At 70.7% G+C, this 20974-nt stretch carries 18 protein-coding genes; 6 read left to right on the top strand and 12 right to left on the bottom strand.

Going from position 1 to position 20974, the window contains the following annotated elements; genetic code table 11:
* Nucleotides 1-147: 147 nt before the first annotated feature.
* The 7 genes from ACZ6ZP_RS33140 to ACZ6ZP_RS33110 form a co-directional block, all read right to left on the bottom strand.
* Nucleotides 148-1203: a BMP family lipoprotein gene (locus ACZ6ZP_RS33140; RefSeq protein WP_351170771.1), complete on the bottom strand. Its 1056-nt coding sequence runs from the start codon at nt 1201-1203 to the stop codon at nt 148-150.
* Nucleotides 1204-1412: 209 nt separating this feature from the next.
* A complete protein-coding gene (locus ACZ6ZP_RS33135) occupies nt 1413-2519 on the bottom strand; it encodes a BMP family lipoprotein (protein WP_366462369.1) in 1107 nt (368 codons plus the stop codon).
* Nucleotides 2520-2694: 175 nt separating this feature from the next.
* Complete coding sequence (locus ACZ6ZP_RS33130) at nt 2695-3957, bottom strand: M20 family metallopeptidase (protein WP_351170777.1); 1263 nt, start codon at nt 3955-3957, stop codon at nt 2695-2697.
* 159 nt (nt 3958-4116) lie between these two features.
* Entirely contained in the window at nt 4117-5238 is a 1122-nt protein-coding gene (locus ACZ6ZP_RS33125) for a hypothetical protein (protein ID WP_351170780.1), read from the bottom strand.
* A 69-nt stretch (nt 5239-5307) separates the two neighbouring features.
* A complete protein-coding gene (locus ACZ6ZP_RS33120; protein WP_351170782.1) occupies nt 5308-6240 on the bottom strand; it encodes an N-acetylneuraminate synthase family protein in 933 nt (310 codons plus the stop codon).
* A 14-nt stretch (nt 6241-6254) separates the two neighbouring features.
* Complete coding sequence (locus ACZ6ZP_RS33115) at nt 6255-7541, bottom strand: N-acylneuraminate cytidylyltransferase (RefSeq protein ID WP_351170784.1); 1287 nt, start codon at nt 7539-7541, stop codon at nt 6255-6257.
* Between the two features lie 56 nt (nt 7542-7597).
* Complete coding sequence (locus ACZ6ZP_RS33110) at nt 7598-8923, bottom strand: DUF6716 putative glycosyltransferase (protein WP_351170786.1); 1326 nt, start codon at nt 8921-8923, stop codon at nt 7598-7600.
* 198 nt (nt 8924-9121) lie between these two features.
* On the opposite strand from ACZ6ZP_RS33110, the gene ACZ6ZP_RS33105 reads away from it, so the two are divergent.
* From ACZ6ZP_RS33105 to ACZ6ZP_RS33095, 3 genes are read left to right on the top strand one after another with little or no spacing between them, the layout of a single operon-like run.
* Entirely contained in the window at nt 9122-10099 is a 978-nt protein-coding gene (locus ACZ6ZP_RS33105) for a glycosyltransferase family 2 protein (protein WP_351170789.1), read from the top strand.
* Entirely contained in the window at nt 10099-11448 is a 1350-nt protein-coding gene (locus ACZ6ZP_RS33100; protein WP_469409479.1) for a polysialyltransferase family glycosyltransferase, read from the top strand. Before ACZ6ZP_RS33105 ends, ACZ6ZP_RS33100 begins: the two co-directional genes overlap by 1 nt.
* Complete coding sequence (locus ACZ6ZP_RS33095) at nt 11445-12599, top strand: acyltransferase family protein (RefSeq protein ID WP_351170795.1); 1155 nt, start codon at nt 11445-11447, stop codon at nt 12597-12599. The genes ACZ6ZP_RS33100 and ACZ6ZP_RS33095 overlap by 4 nt, the downstream gene beginning before the upstream one ends.
* Here the strand turns inward: ACZ6ZP_RS33095 and ACZ6ZP_RS33090 are convergent.
* On the bottom strand, nt 12583-13266 hold the full coding sequence (locus ACZ6ZP_RS33090; RefSeq protein ID WP_469409616.1) for a TetR/AcrR family transcriptional regulator C-terminal domain-containing protein: 684 nt from the start codon (nt 13264-13266) through the stop codon (nt 12583-12585). The genes ACZ6ZP_RS33095 and ACZ6ZP_RS33090 overlap by 17 nt on opposite strands.
* A gap of 29 nt (nt 13267-13295) precedes the next feature.
* On the opposite strand from ACZ6ZP_RS33090, the gene ACZ6ZP_RS33085 reads away from it, so the two are divergent.
* Nucleotides 13296-14756 carry an FAD-dependent oxidoreductase gene (locus ACZ6ZP_RS33085; protein ID WP_469409473.1) on the top strand — a complete coding sequence of 487 codons (1461 nt, stop codon included), beginning with the start codon at nt 13296-13298 and terminating at the stop codon, nt 14754-14756.
* 33 nt (nt 14757-14789) lie between these two features.
* Nucleotides 14790-15254 carry a MarR family winged helix-turn-helix transcriptional regulator gene (locus ACZ6ZP_RS33080; protein WP_469409471.1) on the top strand — a complete coding sequence of 155 codons (465 nt, stop codon included), beginning with the start codon at nt 14790-14792 and terminating at the stop codon, nt 15252-15254.
* 30 nt (nt 15255-15284) lie between these two features.
* On the opposite strand, the gene leuE is transcribed toward ACZ6ZP_RS33080, so the two are convergent.
* Together leuE and ACZ6ZP_RS33070 are read right to left on the bottom strand one after the other, a co-directional pair.
* Nucleotides 15285-15938 (bottom strand): leucine efflux protein LeuE, encoded by a 654-nt coding sequence (gene leuE / locus ACZ6ZP_RS33075; protein ID WP_399983522.1) that lies wholly within the window; start codon nt 15936-15938, stop codon nt 15285-15287.
* 123 nt (nt 15939-16061) lie between these two features.
* On the bottom strand, nt 16062-17642 hold the full coding sequence (locus ACZ6ZP_RS33070) for an acyl-CoA mutase large subunit family protein (protein ID WP_469409469.1): 1581 nt from the start codon (nt 17640-17642) through the stop codon (nt 16062-16064).
* A 133-nt stretch (nt 17643-17775) separates the two neighbouring features.
* Between ACZ6ZP_RS33070 and ACZ6ZP_RS33065 the strand changes: the two genes are divergently transcribed.
* Complete coding sequence (locus tag ACZ6ZP_RS33065) at nt 17776-18657, top strand: L,D-transpeptidase family protein (protein ID WP_399983527.1); 882 nt, start codon at nt 17776-17778, stop codon at nt 18655-18657.
* 256 nt (nt 18658-18913) lie between these two features.
* On the opposite strand, the gene ACZ6ZP_RS33060 is transcribed toward ACZ6ZP_RS33065, so the two are convergent.
* A complete protein-coding gene (locus tag ACZ6ZP_RS33060; RefSeq protein ID WP_469409466.1) occupies nt 18914-19966 on the bottom strand; it encodes a hypothetical protein in 1053 nt (350 codons plus the stop codon).
* Nucleotides 19966-20631 (bottom strand): RNA polymerase sigma factor, encoded by a 666-nt coding sequence (locus tag ACZ6ZP_RS33055; RefSeq protein WP_469409464.1) that lies wholly within the window; start codon nt 20629-20631, stop codon nt 19966-19968. The genes ACZ6ZP_RS33060 and ACZ6ZP_RS33055 overlap by 1 nt, the downstream gene beginning before the upstream one ends.
* Nucleotides 20632-20974: the final 343 nt, after the last annotated feature.

The following is a 20974-nucleotide window of genomic DNA, read 5'->3' as shown; positions in this document are numbered from 1 at the left end:
AATCCTCAGGAAAGGGGCCACCTACGCGCGTAGCGCCCCTGGTTCGACGGGAGTTGAGCAGTGGGCCGCGCGAACGGGGCGCGGGAGAACCATCGTCCCCCACACCCCGTTCCGCGGCCGTGACTTCGCCGTTAAGGCGCAGTCCCGTTACAGCGTGATCTTGACCTTGATCTTGCCGCTGATGATGTCCTGCTCGGCCTTCTTCACGGCGGCCTGCAGGTCCTTCATCTTCTTGAACTCGGGGTTCGAGTCGGCGAGCGCGACACCGCCGGACTTCAGGTCCGCACGGACCACGCCGCCCTTGGCGTTGTCATCCTGGACCGACTTGGTCAGGTTGTACACCGCTCCGGCGACGTCCTTGGTCGCCGAGGTGAGGATGTACTTCTTGTACTTGTCCAGGGCCTTCTGCTTGTACTGGTCGGAGTCGACGCCGATCGCCCACACCTTCTCGGCGGCGGCGGCTTCGATGACGCCCTGACCCGAGAGGCCGGCCGCGTGGTACACCACGTCGGCGCCATCCTCGATCTGGCCGCTGGCGCCCTCCTTGCCCTTGTCCGGGCTGGAGAAGCCGCCGTCCTCGGCCTTCTCGGTGAGCATCTGTCGCTTGATCTTGATCTTCGGGTCGACGGACTTGACGCCCTGGACGTAGCCGGCCTCGAACTTGCGGATCAGGTTGTTGTTCACGCCGCCGATGAAGCCGACGGTCTTGGTCTTGGTGGCCTTGGCCGCGGCGACGCCCGCCAGGTACGAGGACTGCTCCTCGTTGAAGACCAGGTCGGAGACGTTGTCCGCGTCGATGGTGGCGTCGTCGACGATGCCGAAGGTGACCTTCGGGAACTTCGCGGCGACCTCCTTGACGGCGGGCGCGTAGGCGTAGCCGATGCCGATCACCGGGTTGTAGCCCTGCTTGGCGAGCTCGGTGAGGCGCTGCGCCTTGTCGGCGTCGGACTCGCCGTCCGTCGGCTCGACGGCCTTCTTGCCGACCTTCAGGTCCTTGGCGGCCTTGTCCATGCCGGCGGTCGCGGCGTCGTTGAAGGACTGGTCGCCCTTGCCGCCGACGTCGTACGCGATGGCGACGCCCTTGTTCTTGCCGTCGCCCTTGGAACCGGCGGCGTCGCTGGACGTGCCGCCGCAAGCGGTGGCGGAGACGGCGAGTGCGGCGGTGGCTACACCCGCTGCGGCAATTCGCGAAACCCGGCGCATAGAGAGGAACTCCTTATGTACAAGCAAGCACAAGCACGTACGAGCGCCTCACCTGGCGCTGATTTCGCCGCAGCGTAACGCGCGTAGACCTGACATAAGAACCCTTCTGTCCCGTCCGTTATCGAGCTGTGGCCGCGAGGTTGCGGGAGCATGTACGCAGTGTGGGGCGCCCCTCACCGCACGGGGCGCCCCACCTGCCACAGGACCGGCTACGGCGTGGTCTTCACCGTGACCTTGCCGTCGACGATGTCCTTCTCGGCCTTCTCCACGGCGGCGACCACGTCCTTCATGGCCGTGTACTTCGGATTCGAGTCGGCGAACCCGACGCGGCCCGACTTCAGGTCGTAGCGCTGCTCGCCCGTGATCGGCTTGCCTTCGACGACCGACTTCGTCAGGTCGTAGACCGCGCCGCCGACGTCCTTGAGGGCCGAGCCGAGGATGTAGTCCTTGTACTTGGCCAGGGCCTTCTGCTTGTACTGGTCGGAGTCGACCCCGATCGCCCACACCTTCTGGGAGCCGGCCTCCTGGATCACGCCCTGCCCGGAGAGCCCGGCCGCGTGGTAGAGCACGTCGGCGCCCGACTCGATCTGGCCGCTCGCCGCGTTCTGCCCCTTGTCGGGGCTGGAGAAGCCGCCGTCCTCGGGCTTCTCGGTCAGATACCGCTTCTCGATCTTGATCTTGGGGTCGACGGACTTCACGCCCTGCACGAAGCCGGCCTCGAACTTGTGGATGAGGTTGATGTCGACGCCGCCGATGAAACCGACGTGGTCGGCCTTGGTCGCCTTCGCGGCGGCGACGCCCGCCAGGTAGGACCCCTGCTCCTCGTGGAACACGAGGTCGGCGACGTTGTCGGCCTTGACGGTGTTGTCGTCGATGATCCCGAAGGTGGTCTTCGGGAACTTCTCGGCCGCCTCCTTGATCGCGGGGGCGTAGATGTAGCCGACGCCTATCACCGGGTCGTAGCCCTGCTTGGCGAGCTGCTCGATGCGCTGCACCTTGTCGGCGCTGGACTCGCCGTCGCCGGGCTCCATGTCCACGCCGCCGATCTTGAAGTCCTTGCGGGCCTTGGCGTATCCGGCGTACGCGGCGTCGTTGAACGACTGGTCGCCCTGGCCTCCGATGTCGTACGCGAGGCCGACGCCCTTGGCGTCGTACTTCGAGGACGAGCCGGACTTGTCGTCCTTGTCGTCCTCCTGCGAGGCCTCGCTGCTGGTCTTGCCGCACGCTGAGGCCGCGAGGGCGAGGGACGCCACCACTACGGCCACTTGGGAGAGCTTCGATCCTCGGGTTCCACGAGATCCTCGACGAAGACGCATAGGACGCACCCCTTACGTTCCCCAAAGCACCCTTGAAGGGCCTGATTTCGGCGCACAGTAACGCGCGTAGAAAGCGAGGGGAACGGGGTTTCGCACTGCCGTTACCTATTCGTGCCGAGGGCCGGTTACGTCCGGGTGAACGGGTCCGCCGTAACCGGCCAATAGCGGTGGTTACCTACCGGGCGCCGTCCAGCAGCGCCGCCGCGGTGAAGAGCTCGACGCCCACCGTGATCGCCGACTCGTCCGCGTCGAAGTCGCCCTGGTGCAGATCGCGGACGGTGCGCTCGCCTGGCGGACGGACGCCGAGGCGGGCCATCGCTCCGGGCATGTGCTCCAGGTACCAGGAGAAGTCCTCGCCACCCAGGCTCTGTTCGGTGTCCTCCACCGAGTGCGGCCCGCGCCGCAGCTCCATGGACTCCCGCAGCAGATCCGTCACGTCCGGGTCGTTCACGACGGGCGGCACCCCGCGGATGTAGTTCACCTCGGACTTGGCGCGGTAGAGGTCGGCGATCTCCTGGATCGCGCCGATCACCAGGTCGGGCGCCTTCCGCCAGGCGGTGAGGTCCAGGCAGCGGACGGTGCCGGAGAGTTCGGCGTGCTGCGGGATGACGTTGCAGGCGTGCCCGGACTCGATGCGGCCCCACGTCACCGCGAGCCCCGAGCGGGCGTCGATACGGCGCGCGACCAGGGCGGGGACCTCGGTGACGACCTTGGCCGCGGCCGTGACGAGGTCGGTGGTGAGGTGGGGGCGCGCGGTGTGGCCGCCGGCGCCGTCGAGCGAGACCTCCAGGCGGTCGCAGGCGGAGGTGATCGCGCCGTGCCGCAGGCCGATCTTGCCCGCGTCGACGCGGGGGTCGCAGTGCACGCCGATGATGCGGCCGACGCCCTCCAGGACGCCCGACTCGATGGCGTCGGGCGCGCCGCCGGGCAGCACCTCCTCGGCGGGCTGGAAGATCAGCCGTACGGGCTGCGGGAGTTGGCCCTGGTCGGCGAGGTCGGCCAGCACGAGACCGGCCCCGAGCACCACGGTGGTGTGCACGTCGTGCCCGCAGGCGTGGGCGCGGTCGGGCACGGTGGAGCGGTACGCGACGCCGAGCTTGGTGTCCGGGATGGGCAGCGCGTCGATGTCGGCGCGCAGCGCGAGCATGGGGCGCACGCCGTCCCACTGTTCGGTGCCGATGTCACAGACGAGCCCCGTGCCGATGTCGAGTACGCGGGGCTTGAGGCCCGCGCGCTCCAGCCGGGCCTTGAGCGCCGCGGTCGTGCGGAACTCCTGGTTCCCGAGCTCGGGGTGCATGTGCAAGTCGCGCCGGAAGGCGACGAGTTCGGTGCGCAAGGCGTCCGGGAGCGCACCGGGGAGTACTGCTTCCCCGGGAGCGTCCCCCGCTGCTTCTCCGGGCAGATCGGCCTCGGACCCTCGCTCGGACTCTCGTGACATCAGTTGGTTCACCCTCTGAAGGGTAGGGCGAGGGGCGGGCCAACTGACCCACGATCAACAAAAGTTCAGCCCGATAGGGTAAGAAAAAGTGGCCGCGTGGCGCATAGCCGCTAGTTGAGATGGGTAAACTCTTCCGCTTTTCAGGGGGAAAGACGCTGGTCACGCCGGGGCCGCGGCCCCCCGACGCGCCGTCGGCGCCGAGGCCACCGAAGCCAGGCGATGCACGTCGCGCGCCGTGCCCGTGACGCCCGACAGGAAGCCCTGGGCCCGCGGCGACGCGTTCTCCGTCAGCCAGGCCGGGTCGATGTCGCACACCGCGACCCGGACCTCGGTGCCCGCGAGGGCGAGCGGCAGCGTGTGCACCACCGTCGAGGGGAAGCTCAGGATCGTGCGGCCGATCGGGCCGCGGCGTGCGATCAGTTCGAGGGGCAGGTCGGGGCGGACCACCTGAAGTCCCGTCTCGACCGCCAGGCGGTGGAGCTTCTCGGAGCTCTCGCGCCGGTGTGCGAAGTAGCGCGTGGCGCCGTGCGCGCGGGCGAGGCCGCGGACCGCTTCCACGTAACGGTCGGGGTCCACCACGCCGGTCTCCACCAGCGAGGTGCCGACCAGGTCGGCGCCCTTGGAGACGCGCGGCGGGCCGAACCGCTCCCGTGTCCAGGCGAAGGTGTTCGCCGTGATGCGCACCCCCGCGGGTGCCGAGTCGATCGGCATGGAGGAGAAGACCTCCACCGTGCGCTTGCCGCCGGGCGTCAGCCGGCGCCGGGCGGCGGCCGAGATCGGGGCGAAGGCGATGTCGCGCGCGCCGGGCCGCCCGCCGCGCCGGTGCCAGCGCACCAGGCGCTCGCCGGCGGCCAGTTGGGCCACGAACTCCATCGTGGCCGTGCCGTCGTCCACGACCACCAGCGAGCGGGCCCGCGTGATCGTCAGGAGCAGCTGTACGTAGCGCGAGAACGGATCGCCGATGACGATCCGGTCCGCCGCGCGCAGGGAGCCCGTCAGGCCGCCGATCGTCTGGAAGGGGGCGGCCCCGCCGCCGCGCGCCTCCTCCCAGCGGACGTTCAGGCCCTCGTCCCGGGCCAGCTGGGCCATGCGGCGCAGCTGGCCGCGGGTCATGGGGTCGTTCGGGGAGAGGACGACGACGGTGAGACCCCCGGCCGGGCCCGTGGCCCCGGCCGTATGCGCCCACTCAAGGACGTTGAGGAGCTGTACGGGGCTCTCCACGAACGCCAGGGTGGTGGGCGCCGCAGCGGTGGGGGCCGTCGGCCCGGGTCGGGGGCTCATCGTCGTATGACCGTGTCCTGTCCTTGTCGGCGGTACCGGTGAAAGGTCCCGTTAAGAGCGCCCGCGCGCTCAGACCGAGACCGGCTCGCGCTCGGCCGCGTCGGCCTCGGCGACGACGCCCGCCACGCGGCGCAGCTTCTTCATCGGGCCGAGCTCCGACTCGTAGACCTTCTTGACGCCGTCGCCGAGGGAGGCCTCGATGGTGCGGATGTCGCGCACCAGGCGGGTCAGGCCCTGCGGCTCGACCGAGGCGGCCTGGTCCGAGCCCCACATGGCGCGGTCCAGGGTGATGTGGCGCTCCACGAAGGTGGCGCCGAGGGCGACCGCGGCGAGCGTGGTCTGCAGGCCCGTCTCGTGACCGGAGTAGCCGATCGGGACGTTCGGGTACTCGGCCTGCAGGGTGTTGATGACGCGGAGGTTGAGCTCCTCGGCCTGCGCCGGGTACGTCGACGTGGCGTGGCACATCAGGATGTTGTCCGAGCCGAGGACCTCGACCGCGTGGCGGATCTGCTTCGGGGTCGACATGCCGGTCGAGAGGATGACCGTGCGGCCCGTGGCACGCAGGGCGCGCAGCAGCTCGTCGTCCGTCAGCGAGGCGGAGGCGACCTTGTGGGCCGGGACGTCGAACTTCTCCAGGAAGGCGACGGCCTCGGTGTCCCACGGGGAGGCGAACCAGTCGATGCCGCGCTTCTTGCAGTGCTCGCCGATGGCCTGGTACTCGGACTCGCCGAACTCCACGCGGTGGCGGTAGTCGATGTACGTCATCCGGCCCCAGGGGGTGTCGCGCTCGATGTCCCACTGGTCGCGCGGGGTGCAGATCTCCGGGGTGCGCTTCTGGAACTTGACCGCGTCGCAGCCGGCGTCGGCGGCCGCGTCGATCAGCGCGAGGGCGTTCTCGAGGTCGCCGTTGTGGTTGATGCCGATCTCACCGGTGATGTAGACGGGCTGACCGGGACCGGCGGTCTTCGAACCGAAGGTGCGCAGACGGGAGTTGGAGCTCATGGCAGGAACTTTCCTTACTTGTTGAGGGAGGGGCCGAGGATCCATGCGGCGATCTCTCGGATCGCGCCGTCACCACCGGGGAGAGCGGTGACCGCGCGTGCGGCGCCGCGTACGACGTCGTGGGCGCTCGCGACCGCCACTGGCCAGCCGACGAGGCCGAAGCAGGGGAGGTCATTGACGTCGTTGCCGACGTAGAGCACGCGCTCGGGAGCGATGCCCTGCTCCTCGCACCACTGCTTGAGTGCGAGGTCCTTGCGGTCGATGCCGTGCAGGACCGGGATCTTGAGCTTCCTGGCCCTGGCGGCGACGACCGGGTTCTGTTCCGTGGACAGGATCAGCAGCGGGAGGCCCGAGTCACGCAGGGCCGCGATGCCGAGGCCGTCCCCGCGGTGCACGGAGACGAACTCCCGTCCTTCGGAGTCGATCAGCACCCTGTCGTCGGTCTGGGTGCCGTCGAAGTCGAGTACGACCGCGTCGATGTCGTCGCGGGTCGGAAGGGCGTCGGCCCGGCCGCCGTCGAAGAGCGGGGCGAGCGCGCGGGCGCGGGCGAGGTCGTGCGGATCGTCGACCTCCAGGACGCGCGCGGGGTCGGTCCGTACGAGCTCGGTGCGCCCGAAGAAGCGGTGCTTGTGCTCGCGGAAGCCGGAGACCTCCATCGCGTAGACCGCGCCGGTCTCCAGGAGGTCCTGGGGGCGGTCCTGGCGGCGCGGGCGGAAGGACTTGTCGTGGTTGACGCCGTAACCGCCGTCGGTGGCGGTCGAGTTGGCGACCTTCGTGGTGCCGCCCACCTCGCCGGTGCGCCGCGCGTCGAGGGCGGCGGGCTCGTCGTCGGCGTCGCGCCACACGAAGCCGTGGAAGGGCGCCACGGTCAGTGCCGTGTCCGCGCCGCCGTCCAGGATCGAGCCGACCACGCCGTCCACGTCCTCGCGGACGATGAAGGGGCTGGTGCACTGCACGAGCAGGACGACGTCCACGGTGCTGCCGTGCAGCGACTCGTGCGCGTCCATCGCGTGCAGCACCGCCGCCTCGCTGGTCGCGGTGTCCCCCGCGATCGCCGCGGGCCGCAGGACCACCTCGGCGCCGGCCGAGCGCGCGGCCTCGGCGATCACGTGGTCGTCCGTGGAGACGACGACGTCCGTGACGAGCCGCGCGGCCAGGCACTCGCGGATGGCGCGCGCCACCAGGGGCACACCGCCGACCGGGGCGAGGTTCTTGGCGGGCACGCCCTTGGAGCCGCCGCGGGCCGGGATGACGGCGAGGACGCGGTGGGCCTGGGTTCCCGCTGGGTGGGGGTGGGACATGGGGGCTCCTTGAGGGCCAGGAAGGGGGCCTTGCGGGGGGATGCCTCGGGGCGGGATCACAGCTCGCCCATCCGCCGGATGACGGGGGCCACGCGCTGCACCCCGTGCCGGTAGGCGCCGCGCGCCGCGCTGCGGACGGCCTGGCGCACCGGCCCTGGCCCGCGGTCCGCCGCGGGCGCGCCGGGCAGCGGGGAGCCGTCCGGGCCCAGGTGGTGGCGGGCCAGGATGCCGGGGAGGTATCCGGGGGCGGTGGTGAGGCTGTAGTACGGGGCGATCGCGGGCAGCGCGGGCCGCGCGAGGAGGCTCGCGACGCGCTCACGTGCCGCGTCGAACGCCGTCGCGTACGTCCCGTCGGGGGCGACGCCCTGCCGTGCGACCCACTCCGGAGCGGCCTCGGGGCTGTACCCCGCGTCGATCTCGTCCCAGGACGCCAGGCATCCGGAGCCGATGAAGTGGTGGTTGCCGAGCGCCTCGCGCACCCCGAGGTCGGTGAGGACCGCGGTGGGGATGCGGCGGTGCAGGGATTCGAGCGCGGCGGTGGAGCTGACCGTGACGAGCAGGTCGGTGCGGTCCAGGACCTCGCCCATGTTCCCGTACACGAGACGGCAGTTGGGCGGCAGGTCCTCGCCCTTGGCGAGCTTCTGGTAGGGCAGTTCCTCGATGTGCGTGGTGTGTTCGCCGGGCTTGCTGCGCAGCTTGAGCAGGACCTCGCGGTCCGGGTGCAGCCGTGCGTGCTTGACCATGCGGCTGAGCAGGTACGTCCGGTGTGCGCGGCTGTCCGGGACAGAGGGCTGCGCGGCGAAGACGACCGTGTAGGGGTCGCGCTTCTGGTCCTTTTCGAGATAAGCGGCGCCGCCGAGGAAGGGCAGCGCGCTCTCCACGACACTCGACGCGTCGGCGCCCACTCCTTCGTACACGGCACGGAAACGCTCCGCGTCCTGACGGGAGTTGGCGAGGACGACGTCCGCGCCGTGCCGGAGCAGCAGGCCGTCGGCGAGCTTCTCGTAGACGACGCCGACATAGCCGGTGACGACGACGGGCCGCTTCTCGCCGGCGGCTTTCTCCGCCACGCGGGCGAGACCGTGCAGGACCGCCTGGACCGCGCCGCCCACGAGGGCGAGCACGATGACGTCGGGCGCTTCGCGCTCCACCTCGCGCAGGAACTCGACGGCGGTGACCTCGCGGAGCGAGTCCGCGCGCACCCCGACCTCTTCGAGCTGACGGACGGTGGGCGTGGCCCGGCCGCGGAGGAGGCGTCCGTCGAGGCGTGTGTCCGCTCCCTCACCCGCGAGGCGGCTCGCGGTGAGCGCACCCCATTTCCACCGGGTGTCGGAGTCGGCGAGCACGGTGATCCGTGTCGTCCCGCTGTTGCTTACTGGCACAGGAAGGACGCTAGGAAGGCATTGAGATTGGCGGCCCAACTCAGGTGCAACAAACGGTTAACAGCACGCCGACGAATGGCGAATCAGCCCGGGAAACCGCCGGTAAGCAGGCCGGTTAACCATTCCGCCATGCGTCGTTCACCTGACATCTCACCTTCGGCCAAGACGAATGCCGGGCCGACACCTAACGTCACCCACGTGGTTAAGCTCTCCGTCATCGTGCCGTTCTACAACGTGCAGCAATACGCGCCCGACACCTTGAGGAGTCTGCGAGCGAACGCACGCGAAGACTTCGAATTCATTCTCGTCGACGACTGTTCGAAGGATGAGACTCCAGAAATCCTGGAGCGTGCCGCGCGCGAGCTGCCCGGCGCCGTCCATCTCAGACATGAGACGAACGGCGGTCTGGCGACCGCCCGCAACACGGGCCTTGACGCGGCGCGCGGCGAGTACCTCACCTTCCTGGACGGTGACGACTGGCTCGCTCCCGGTTACTACGCGCAACTCGTCGCCGCCATCGAGCAGTTGGGCTGCGACTTCGTGCGGACCGACCATGTGCAGTGCACCGCTCGGGCCCGCTCCGTCCACCGGGTCCCGCACGGCAGGCGCGGCGTCGTCATGCCGCCGCGGGACGTCATCCTGCCCGCCGACCGGTCGACGTCCGTCGACTACGCCTACGCCTGGGCGGGCATCTACCACCGGCGCCTGGCCGACCAGGGCCTGCTCCACTTCACGGACGGTCTGCGCACCGCGGAGGACCGGCCGTGGATCTGGCGGCTGCACCGCGAGGCGGAATCCTTCGCCGCGGTGGGGCTGCTCGGCGTCTTCTACCGGCGCGGGGTCGCGTCGTCACTGACGCAGATCGGTGACGTACGCCAGCTCGATTTCATCCGGGCATTCGACCAGGTGGTCCGGGAAACGGCAGAGGACCGCGACGCGGACAAACTCCTGCCGAAGGCCGTCCGTACTTACTGCGCGATCATTTCCCACCATCTGGGATCCATCGAAAGGTTCGAGCCACAAGTGGCGCGGAAATTGAAGTCACTGAGTGCGGCCGCCCTGAAGCGGATGCCGCAGGGCGTTCTCGACGACGCCCTCGACTCCATGGACATACAGCGGGCGACCCGTCTTCGCCGGCTGCGCCGGCGCCCGGTGTCGGCGGAGGTGGCCGCGTAATGGCGACGACGCAGATCTTCCTGGCGTCCACGCTGTACGGCACCGCGACGCTGGCCGCCGCGATCGACGCCGACGGCTTCGGCCCGGCCGACCGGCGGCTGCTGCTCATCAGCAACAACGCGGCGACGCCGGAGACGACGGTCGCCGTGGACGAGATGCCGGGCTTCGAGCGCCTGCGGGACCGCTTCGACGACGTACGGTCCTGGAACGAGGCCATCTCCCCTTTCCATCCGGGCGGTTGGGCCCCCCGGATGGACGACGTCCCGCTGTGGGAGCGGTACATCCGGCTCCTGTGGGACCTCGGTGACGACGACATCGAGCTGGCCGTCGAGTCGATCCAGGTCAACCCGGCCCTGGCCCTGACGCAGATCTTCACGGGCGCGCCCGTGGACGTCTACGCGGACGGCCTGATGAGTTACGGCCCAACCCGCAACAAGCTCGACCCGCTGGTCGGCACGCGGGTGCGCCGCCTCCTCCACCTGGACCTGGTGCCGGGTCTGACCCCGCTGCTCCTGACCGAGTTCGACGTCGAGCCGGAGATCGTGCCGACCGAGGCGTTCGTGAAGGTGCTCGGCCGCCTGGCCGACGGCGAGAACGACCTGCCGGACCTGCACGAACCCGCCCTGCTCCTGGGCCAGTACCTCTCCGCCCTCTCCATCCTGACCGCCGAGGAAGAGGAGGAGATGCACGTGCGCATGGTGCGCGGCGCCGCCGAACTCGGCCATACCCGCGTGGTGTTCAAACCGCACCCGACGGCCCCGGCGCGCTGGTCGCGGATGCTGGAGAAGGAGGCGGAGGCGATCGGCGTGGAGCTGACCGTCCTCGACTCGCCGGTCCTGGCCGAGGTCCTCTACCAGCGGATGCGTCCCGCGCTTGTCATCGGCTGCTTCTCGACCGCGCTGCTCACGGCCTCCGCGCTCTACAACCTGCCGGTCGCCCGCACCGGCACGGAGACGCTCCTGGAGCGGCTCGCGCCCTACCAGAACAGCAACCGGGTCCCGGTCACCATCGTGGACGCGCTGATCCCCGACCTCGCCGACAAGAGCGCGGTCACCGGACGGCAGCCGGGCATGCCCGCCGCCGACCTGGGCGAGCTGCTCGTCGCCGTCGGCTTCGCCATGCAGCCGCAGATCTACCCGCGCCGGCGCGGGGCGGCCGAGCGGTACCTCTCGACGCATCTGACCCCGCACACCTGGCGCTACTTCAAGCGGCGCCGCCTGACGGCCCTGGCGCTGCCCGGAGCGGTGCCCTCGCAGCTCTCGTTCATCCCGCGCAACGCGGCCGTACGCCGGGTCGCGCGCCGCGCCCGCTCGGTCCAGCGCTCCATCAAGCGGACCGCACTCGGATGACCTCTCCCGGAACCACGCTCCCGCAGGCATCGCCGGGGCCGGACACCACCGACGCCCTCACGCGCACGATTCCGGCCGCCCCGGCCGCCAAGCGCGCGCGACCCCGCCTCAGAGCGCTCGACGGGCTGCGGCTCATCGCGGCCCTGATGGTCGCGGCCTACCACTACGGCGGCCGTGACGGCGAGATCACCGAGGCGTGGGGCAGCTCGCCGCGGCTCCAGTTCCCCACCGCGCACAGCTGGTTCGCGTACGGCTGCCTCGGCGTGCAGGTCTTCTTCGTGATCAGCGGCTTCGTGATCTGCATGAGCGGCTGGGGCCGTCCGCTGCGCGCGTTCTTCGCGTCCCGCGCCTCGCGTCTCTTCCCCTCGTACTGGGCCGCGATCATCCTGGTGACGGCGGTGTTCGCGCTGCCCGTGGTGGCGTACGAGGCGGTCTCACCGAGCGACGCCCTGGTGAACCTGACCATGCTCCAGCAGCCGCTGGGCGTGGACCGGGTGCTCGGGGTCTGCTGGACGCTCTGGGCCGAGCTGCGCTTCTACGCGCTGTTCGCCCTCTGCGTCGTCCTGCCGGGCGCGAACCGGGCCCGCGTGATCCTGTTCTGCGCGGTGTGGACCCTGGCCGCGGTCGTCGCGGAGGGCGCGAACGAGCCGCTGCTCGACCTCGTCCTCATGCCCGAGTACGCGCCCTTCTTCATCGGCGGCATCGGCATCTACCTCGTCCACCGCGACCGCAAGGACCTCACGGCCTGGGGCATCGTGGGCGTGAGCTGGCTGATCGGCCAGCACTACGCGGTCGATCGCCTGTGGCACGCCCCGAACCCGGACTTCTTCTCCTACCGCACGTCCTTCGGCATCATCGCGGTCGTGACGGCGGGCTTCGCCGCGGTGCTCCTGATCGCGCTCGGCGCCCTGCACCGGGTCGACTGGCAGTGGCTGACGGTGGCGGGAGCCCTGACGTACCCGTTCTACCTGGTGCACGAGCACCTGGGCTGGGTGACGGTGGGCGCGCTGCACCGGGGCCTCGGCCTCCCGTCGTACGCGACCTTCGGCCTGACCGTCGCGGCGATGCTGCTGCTCGCGTGGCTGCTGAACCGTTTCGTGGAGGAGCGGCTCACGCCGCTGATCCGGAACGGGCTCATGACCCGAAAGTGACCGTCGGCCCGGAAGTGACCGTCATCGTCGCCCCGATCCCGGCGACCACCGCGGCGAGGCCCTTCTCGAACCCCGCGTCGAAGTCACGGAACATCTCGTCGCCCGCGGCCGCCGCGAGCGGAAACGCGGAAAGGCGCTCCGCGCGGGCCGCCAGGTCGTAGCCGCCCTCCTCCTTGACGGGGTCGGGGCCCATGGACTGCTCCTCGATCACGTAGCCGATCGTGTAGCTGTACACCGTGAACCAGGCGCGGGCCGCGCCGCCGGGGGTGAAGCCCCCGTCGGTGAGTCTGCGCAGGTGGGCCTCCATGGGGGCGGCGTACGACAGGTCGGTGAAGTGCGTGCCGCTGTAGACCTTCGCGCCGTCGCGGTACATCAGCAGGTGCCGCCGCAGGCCCCGCATCGCGGCGGCCAGGGTCTGGGACCAGTCGGCGCCCGGCATCTCGTCCGCCGCGAAATCCTCGTTCATGCGCCGCAGCATGACCGTCGCCATCTCGTCGAGCAGCGCCTGCTTGTCCTTGAAGTGCCAGTACAGAGCGGGCGCCTTGACGTCCAGCTCCTTGGCGATGGCGCGCAGCGAGAGCCCGTCGAGGCCCGTCTCGTTCAGGAGCCTCAGGGCGGTGCTCGCGACGCGGGTGCGGTCCAGGGGTGTCGTAGCCACCTTGACAATTTAACACCGTTAAGCGCAGGCTCCGACCCATGGAACTTAACAGCGTTAAGGACAGCCCTGCCGTGGCTGTCACGACCGACGTACTCGTCGTGGGCGCCGGGCCCACCGGACTGACCCTCGCCTGCGACCTCGCACGGCGCGGTGTCGGCGCCCTCGTCGTCGAGCGGGCCGACACCCTCTTCCCCGGCTCCCGTGGCAAGGGCATCCAGCCCCGCACCCAGGAGGTCTTCGACGACCTCGGCGTCATCGGGGCGGCCGAGGCCGCGGGCGGCCCCTACCCGGTCGGCATGGTCTGGCAGGACGGCGAGCGGCAGGGCGAGCACCGGATGTTCGAGGAGATCCAGCCGACACTGGACGCCCCCTACGACCGGCCGCTCATGCTCCCCCAGTGGCGCACGCAGGAGATCCTGCACGCCCGCCTGCGTGAACTCGGCGGCGCCGAGGTCGAGTTCGGCGCCGCGCTGACCGGCCTCGCCCAGGACGAGGGCGGCGTCACCGCACGCCTCGCGGACGGCAGGACCGTCCGCGCGGCCTACGCCGTGGCGGCCGACGGCGGCCGTTCGACCGTGCGCGCGGCGCTCGGCATCGGCATGACGGGCGAGAGCGTCGACCCGAACCCGATCCTGGTCGCCGACGTCCGCATCCCCACCCTGGACCGCGACAACTGGCACATGTTCCCGCCCACCGCCGAGGGCGCGGGCTTCCTGGCGCTCTGCCCGCTGTCGGGCACGCCGGACTTCCAGCTGACGGCCCAGTTCCCGGCCGGGACCGCCCCCGACACCTCGCTCGACGGCGTACGCGAGGTCGTCGCCGCGCGGACGCATCTGACCGCCGACGAGGTGACCGAGGTGCGCTGGGCCTCCGACTTCCGGCCGCGCGCGGCGCTCGCCGACCGGTTCCGCGAGGGACGCGTGTTCCTGGCCGGGGACGCGGCGCACGTGCATTCACCGGCGGGCGGGCAGGGCCTGAACACCAGCGTGCAGGACGCGTACAACCTGGGCTGGAAGCTGGGCGCGGTCCTGCGGGGCGGCGCACCCGCGGCCCTCCTCGACACGTACGAGGCCGAGCGGCTGCCCAACGCCGCGCGGATGCTGGGCCTGTCCACCCGCATCCACCGAGGCGAGGAGCGGCGCGGGGCGGCCACGCGCCAGCTGGGTCTTGGCTACCGGGACAGCTCCCTGTCGGTGGAGACCCGGACCGGCCTCCCGGATGAGGCGCTGCGGGCGGGCGACCGGGCGCCGGACGGGCCGTGCGGCACGGGGCGGCTGTTCGACGCCTTCAGGGGCCCGCACTGCACGCTCCTCGCGGTCGGCACGGACGCGGAACTCCCGCCGCTGGACGAGGAGTTGGTGCACGTCCGGCGCATCGACGCCTACGCGCCCTACGGCAAGGGCCTCTTCCTGGTGCGCCCCGACGGGTACGTCGGCTGGGCGGGCGAGGACGCGACGGGCCTGACGGACTACATCAGGCTGATCCACGAAGGCAGTTGACCTCAAGCAAACTTGAGGTTCTACCTTCTGGGCATGGACACTTTCACGTACTCCCACAGCGACGAAGACCTCATCACCCAGCCCATCGGCTACTGGGCATCGGCCGCCGGTGAGGCCGTCGTCCACCACATCCGCACCATGCTCGCCGAGTTCGGGCTCACGCAGCCCGAGTGGTGGATCCTGAACCAGATCGTCGCCGACGACGGACGCGACAAGGCGGCCGTCGTGGCCACCCTGCGCGGCTACCTGAACGTGGGCGACGGTTCCCTGGAGCACGACATCCGCGCACTGAGCGAGCGCGGCCTGCTCACCAAGAGCGCCGACGGGCGCCTTCGCATCACCGACGAGGGCCGCGCGCTCCGGGACGACGCCGCCGCGCGCCAGGAGAAGACCCGCGCGCAGATCCACGCGGGCATCCCGGACGAGGAGTACGTCCGCACCCTCAAGGTGCTCCAGCGGATGATCCACAACGTGGGCGGATCAGCCTGGCACCACTGAGCCCGGCCCCACTGAGCCCGGCCCCTGAGCTCACCCGCCGGCGAGCGACAGCTTCGCCGCGAAACCGAGGAACAGCGCGCCCGCCGCCGAGGTGGCTCCCGCCGAGAGCCGCCTGCGGCGGCGGAACGCGGCCGACAGCCTGGTGCCGCTGAATATCAGGGCGGTGAGGTAGAGGACGCTCGCCACCTGGGCGAAGGCGCCGAGCACGAGGAAGGAGAGCGCGGGGTAGGCGTACCCCGGATCGACGAACTGCACGAAGAAGGCGATGAAGAAGAGGATCGCCTTCGGGTTGAGCAGGCTGATCACCAACGCCCTGCGGAACGGCCGCTCCGCGGCGGCTCCCGCCTCCGCGCCCTCCTGCTCGGCGACCGGCTCGCGCCGCGTCCGCCACATGGCCACCGCAGCCCGCAGCATCCCGAACGCGAGCCAGGTCAGATACCCCGCACCGGCGTACTTCACGATCCCGAAGAGCACGGCATTGGCCTGTAGCAAGGAAGCCACACCTGCCGCCGACAGCGTCATCAGGACCGCGTCGCCGCACCACACGCCCGCCGCGGCCGTATAGCCGGTGCGTACGCCCTTGCGCGCGGCCACGGAGAGCACGTACAGCGAGTTCGGCCCCGGCAGCAGAATGATCAGGGCGAGGCCCGCGAGATAGGTCGGAAGATCGGTGACACCCAGCATGGGGCGGAGTCTCGCACGCGCGTACGACATAGCGGATGCGGTGTCCGCACATCGGACACCGCATCTCCCCTCAGGACCTCAGGACCTCAGGATCTCAAGACCTCAGGCCGGAATGTCGGGACCTCAGAACGCGTCCGTCGGCACGTACGCCCCCCACACCTCCCGCAGCGCGTCGCACACCTCGCCCACCGTCGCCCGCGCCCGCAGCGCGTCCTTCATCGGGTAGAGGACGTTCGCGTCCCCCTTGGCCGCCTCCCGGAGCTCCGAGAGCGCCGCGTCCACCGCCGCCCGGTCGCGCTCCGCCCGCAGCTTCGCTAGACGGGCCGCCTGCTGGGCCTCGATGGCGGGGTCCACGCGGAGCGGTTCGTAGGGCTCCTCTTCGTCGAGTTGGTAGCGGTTGACGCCGACCACGACGCGTTCGCCGGAGTCGGTCTCCTGGGCGATGCGGTAGGCGCTGCGCTCGATCTCGTTCTTCTGGAAGCCGTTCTCGATGGCGGCCACCGCGCCGCCCATGTCCTCGACGCGCTGCATGAGTTCGAGGGCCGCGGCCTCGACGTCGTCCGTCATCTTCTCGACGACGTACGACCCGGCGAACGGGTCGACCGTGGCCGTCACGTCCGTCTCGTACGCCAGGACCTGCTGCGTGCGCAGGGCCAGGCGCGCGCTCTTGTCGGTCGGCAGCGCGATCGCCTCGTCGAAGGAGTTCGTGTGCAGCGACTGGGTGCCGCCGAGCACCGCGGCCAGGCCCTGGACCGCGACCCGGACCAGGTTCAGCTCGGGCTGCTGGGCGGTGAGCTGGACCCCGGCCGTCTGCGTGTGGAAGCGCAGCATCAGGGACTTCGGGTTCTTCGCGCCGAACTCCTCGCGCATCACGCGGGCCCAGATCCTGCGTGCGGCACGGAACTTGGCGACCTCCTCAAGGAGCGTCGTACGCGCCACGAAGAAGAAGGACAGGCGCGGCGCGAAGTCGTCCACGTCCATGCCCGCCGCGACCGCCGTGCGGACGTACTCGATGCCGTCGGCGAGGGTGAAGGCGATCTCCTGCGCGGGCGTCGCGCCCGCCTCGGCCATGTGATAGCCGGAGATGGAGATGGTGTTCCACTTCGGGATCTCGGCCCGGCAGTACTTGAAGATGTCCGCGACCAGGCGCAGCGACGGCTTGGGCGGGAAGATGTACGTGCCGCGCGCGATGTACTCCTTCAGGATGTCGTTTTGGATCGTGCCCGTCAGCTCGCCCGCCTCGACACCCTGTTCCTCGGCGACCAGTTGGTACATCAGGAGCAGCAGGGCGGCCGGGGCGTTGATCGTCATCGAGGTCGACACCTTGTCCAGCGGGATGCCGCCGAACAGGACCCGCATGTCGTCGATCGAGTCGATCGCGACCCCCACCTTGCCGACCTCGCCGCTCGCGATCGGCGCGTCGCTGTCGTGGCCCATCTGCGTGGGCAGGTCGAAGGCGACGGACAGCCCCGCCGTGCCGTTCGCGATCAGCTGCTTGTAGCGGGCGTTCGACTCGACGGCCGTGCCGAAGCCCGCGTACTGGCGCATCGTCCACGGGCGGCCGGTGTACATCGACGGGTACACGCCGCGCGTGTACGGATACGCGCCGGGAGCGCCCAGCTTCGTCGCGGGATCCCAGCCGTCGAGATCCTCCGGGCCGTACACGGGCTCGACGGGCAGCCCGGATTCCGACTCACGCGCCATCGCTCTGTGCCTCCTGCCGGAGATGCTTCTCCGTTACCTGTCCGGTATGGCGGTCCCACTCCAGCATGGGGCAACGTTCAGGGGTGGTCACTCGCGGGGAACACTCCCGGCGAGTCCGGTGAGCGGTCGAGCGATGGCGGGGGTCATTGTGCGCAAAGGTGCGATAGCCGTGGGGGCAGTATTCGCGGTCGCCCTGGTCGGCGGGTGCAAGGCGCAGGCCGACGGTGCGAACGGGCAGGATCAGCCGATCCGGATCTCCCCCACGAAGACGAAGCAGGGCGACCCTGATACGGCGTCCGGGAAGCCGGAGGGGACATCGGAGGGAACCTCGGAGGGGACATCGGACGGGAAACCGGCACAGGAACCGGCCCCCAAGCCGGCCCCCAAGACCTTGCTCGCCCCCGGCCAGCGCGGCGACCAGGTGCGGGAACTCCAGGCCCGGCTCCGGCAGATCCAGTGGATCTACGCGGACCCCACGGCCACGTACGACGACTCCACGGCCGCCGCGGTCAGGGGTTTCCAGGAGAAGCGCGGTCTGCCGGGCACGGGCACGACGGACACGGTGACCTGGCAGCGGCTGCTCGGCATGACGCGCGAGCCGACGAAGTACGAGCTCTACTCCGGGGGCGGCATCCCGCCGTCCAAGCCCGCCAAGGCCTGCCTGACCGGCCGCGCCCTGTGCATCAGCAAGGAGAGCCGCACGCTGACCTGGATGATCGACGGCAAGGTCGTGTCGACGATGGACGTGCGCTTCGGCTCGCAGTACACGCCCACGCGCGACGGCACGTTCACCGTCTACTGGAAGTCCCGCCACCACGTCTCGACGCTGTACGACAGCTCCATGCCGTACGCGCTGTTCTTCAGCGGCGGCCAGGCCGTGCACTACTCGACGGACTTCGCGGCGACCGGCTACAACGGCGCTTCGCACGGCTGCGTGAACGTACGGGACGAGAAGAAGATCGCGAGTCTGTTCGCGCAGGTCAAGAACGGCGACAAGGTCGTCGTCTACAAGTAGTCCGCCACCAGTGGTCCGCCACCTGCGGTGAGCCACGAGCGGTCCGCGCTCGGGCGGTCCGCGCTCGGGCGGTGGGGAGATTAATCAGCGTGGGCGGGATCGGGGGAACGTCTCCCGCCCACGCTGGTGGCACTGAGCCAAAGGTACGGGGGGAACCCCTGGCTCGTGCGCGGGCCGATGACCAGTCGGCTCACTTCTTACTGCGCCGCTGCCTCAAAAAACGTCACACCCGCGGCAAACGGGGTTTCCGAGCAGGTCAGGACCTCGACGGCACGGGCCGCGCACTGTACGAGGCGGTCGGGGTCGGCGCCGGGTGCGACACCGAGGGGACCACGATCGGCGGGACGGGGCTGCTGCCGCCGTTGCCCCAGTGGTCGTTGCCGCCGCCGGACGATCCGTCGCCCTTGTCGGAGTCGCCGCCCTTGCCGCCGTCGTCGTCACTGCCGCCGCTGCCGCTGTTGCCGCTGTTCTCGCGGTCGCCGCCCGATCCGTCCAGGACGCGGCCGCAGAACTCGGTCACCCGGCGCGGTCCCTTGGCGGCCTCCTCCAGGCGGCGCCTCTTCTCGCCCTGGAGTTCACCGCTGCGGTAGTCGCGGCAGGCGGAGACGACCTTGCGGTACCAGTCGCCGGCCTCGTCCTCGCGCTGCGGATCGCCGGAGCCGGGCTGCGCGGTGCCCGTGCCGCCCTTGGACGCGTCCTCGGTCTCCTCGGCGTCCTTCGGCGGCGCGCTGCTGCTGCCGGGGGTGCGCGCGGGGTCCTCCGGGGTGGTCGTCGCGTCGTCGGGCTCCACGTCCGGAGTGCCGCTCTTCCCGCCCGAGGGGGAGGTGAGCGGCTCGGGGGACGCGACGGACGACGCGGAGGCCGCGGGGCCCGGCGGTTCCCGGTCACCGAACGGCGAGGGGAGCACGCCCGTACCGGCCGCGACGGCGACTCCGCCGATCATGCAGCCGGCGAACACGGCGGCGAGGCCGTAGCGCAGGGGGCGGGCCCAGCGTGCGGGGCGCCGGGGCGCGGCCGAGCGCCCGATATGCACCGTCTCGCCCGCTCCCACGCGCGTAGAAGCGGTTCGTGCCTTAGGGCCGCGAGCCTCCCGGAACGCCGCGAGCGCAGCTGCTTCACCAGGGAGTTCGGAGGAAACGTCGGCGGGTACGACGGAGCCCGCGCGGTCGTCCGCTGCCAGTGCGGCCAAGGCTTTGGCCAGTTGTGCGGCTTGCTCCTGCGCGTGATCGTCGGTGCCGTCGATGGACTCACCGCTCAGCAAACGCTCCGCCGCGTCGCGGTCCAGCCACCTGTAGTCCTCGTCGGCCATCACATGTCCTTCTGCGCCCGGGAACGCGAATGCGTCACACCGGCGGACGTCACCGTGCGCCCGCGCGGCTCCCTCTGCGGCGGTACGGCGTCCAGCGCGCCCTCGCTCGGCGGGCCGTCCGCGCCGAGCAGTTCCGCGAGCCGCTTCAGGCCGCGGTGCGCGGCGGTGCGGACCGCGCCGGGGCGCTTGCCCAGCGTCTGGGCCGCGCTCTTGGCGTCGAGGCCGACGACCACCCTGAGCACGACGGCTTCCGCCTGGTCCTGCGGGAGCTGGGCTATCAGGGCGAGGGCGTCGCCGGTGGCGAGGGACTCCATCGCCTCGTCCGCGGTGTCCGCCTCGCCCGGCTTCCCGGTGAGCTCGGTCTCGTCGCCGCCTATCGCCGGGCGGCGGCCCCGCATACGTATGTGATCGAGCGCGCGGTTGCGCGCTATGCGTGCGGCCCAGCCGCGGAACCGGTCCGCGTCGCCGCTGAAGCGATCGATGTCCCGGGCTATCTGCAGCCAGGCCTCGGACGCGACGTCCTCCGCGTCCGGGTCTCCGACCAGCGTGCGTACGTAGCCGAGCAGCCGCGGGTGCACGGCGCGGTACACAGTCCGGAACGCGGTCTCGTCCCCGTCCTGCGCCGCAAGCACCGCGGCGGTCAGTTCCGCGTCGTCCCCCAGCACAACTACTCCCTATGCGCCTACACCGGTCGCGGTCCTGCCCCCGCAGCCTGGCGCGAAGCAGCACGCTACGGGCTGAAGTGGGCCCGCGTCCATGTTTGGTACAACGTGCAACTAGCGCGTGACAGAACGCGGTGTGACAGAAAACGCACGCGCGGCGCTGAAGGGAGTACGGGCCGCGTGCGGTCCGTCCGCGTGACGGCCGGGGTCTCTCCTGTGGGGGGTGGCGACCCCGGCCGCTCACCTTGGCAGGGGCCTACCGGAAGTTCCCCCCGAGGCTCCGCCCCACCGGGGTTGGTCCCCGGCCCCCTCAACTATTGGCACCGCCCATTCCGTCTGCGGGTCG

Source organism: Streptomyces sp. NPDC054047 (genome assembly GCF_055585065.1).
The sequence above is the reverse complement of the archived record's forward strand: the minus strand, read 5'-3'. Positions and strand labels throughout refer to the sequence as shown.

Excerpts from the sequence above, each read along its gene's own strand:
- ACZ6ZP_RS33085 (WP_469409473.1), top strand. The coding sequence starts at position 13,296 with ATGGAACTTAACAGCGTTAAGGACAGCCCTGCCGTGGCTGTCACGACC.
- ACZ6ZP_RS33100 (WP_469409479.1), top strand. The coding sequence starts at position 10,099 with ATGGCGACGACGCAGATCTTCCTGGCGTCCACGCTGTACGGCACCGCG.
- ACZ6ZP_RS33125 (WP_351170780.1), bottom strand. The coding sequence starts at position 5,238 with ATGAGCCCCCGACCCGGGCCGACGGCCCCCACCGCTGCGGCGCCCACC.
- ACZ6ZP_RS33130 (WP_351170777.1), bottom strand. The coding sequence starts at position 3,957 with ATGTCACGAGAGTCCGAGCGAGGGTCCGAGGCCGATCTGCCCGGAGAA.
- ACZ6ZP_RS33115 (WP_351170784.1), bottom strand. The coding sequence starts at position 7,541 with ATGTCCCACCCCCACCCAGCGGGAACCCAGGCCCACCGCGTCCTCGCC.
- ACZ6ZP_RS33120 (WP_351170782.1), bottom strand. The coding sequence starts at position 6,240 with ATGAGCTCCAACTCCCGTCTGCGCACCTTCGGTTCGAAGACCGCCGGT.
- ACZ6ZP_RS33070 (WP_469409469.1), bottom strand. The coding sequence starts at position 17,642 with ATGGCGCGTGAGTCGGAATCCGGGCTGCCCGTCGAGCCCGTGTACGGC.
- ACZ6ZP_RS33140 (WP_351170771.1), bottom strand. The coding sequence starts at position 1,203 with ATGCGCCGGGTTTCGCGAATTGCCGCAGCGGGTGTAGCCACCGCCGCA.
- ACZ6ZP_RS33095 (WP_351170795.1), top strand. The coding sequence starts at position 11,445 with ATGACCTCTCCCGGAACCACGCTCCCGCAGGCATCGCCGGGGCCGGAC.
- ACZ6ZP_RS33060 (WP_469409466.1), bottom strand. The coding sequence starts at position 19,966 with ATGGCCGACGAGGACTACAGGTGGCTGGACCGCGACGCGGCGGAGCGT.
- ACZ6ZP_RS33080 (WP_469409471.1), top strand. The coding sequence starts at position 14,790 with ATGGACACTTTCACGTACTCCCACAGCGACGAAGACCTCATCACCCAG.
- ACZ6ZP_RS33135 (WP_366462369.1), bottom strand. The coding sequence starts at position 2,519 with ATGCGTCTTCGTCGAGGATCTCGTGGAACCCGAGGATCGAAGCTCTCC.
- ACZ6ZP_RS33065 (WP_399983527.1), top strand. The coding sequence starts at position 17,776 with ATGGCGGGGGTCATTGTGCGCAAAGGTGCGATAGCCGTGGGGGCAGTA.
- leuE (WP_399983522.1), bottom strand. The coding sequence starts at position 15,938 with ATGCTGGGTGTCACCGATCTTCCGACCTATCTCGCGGGCCTCGCCCTG.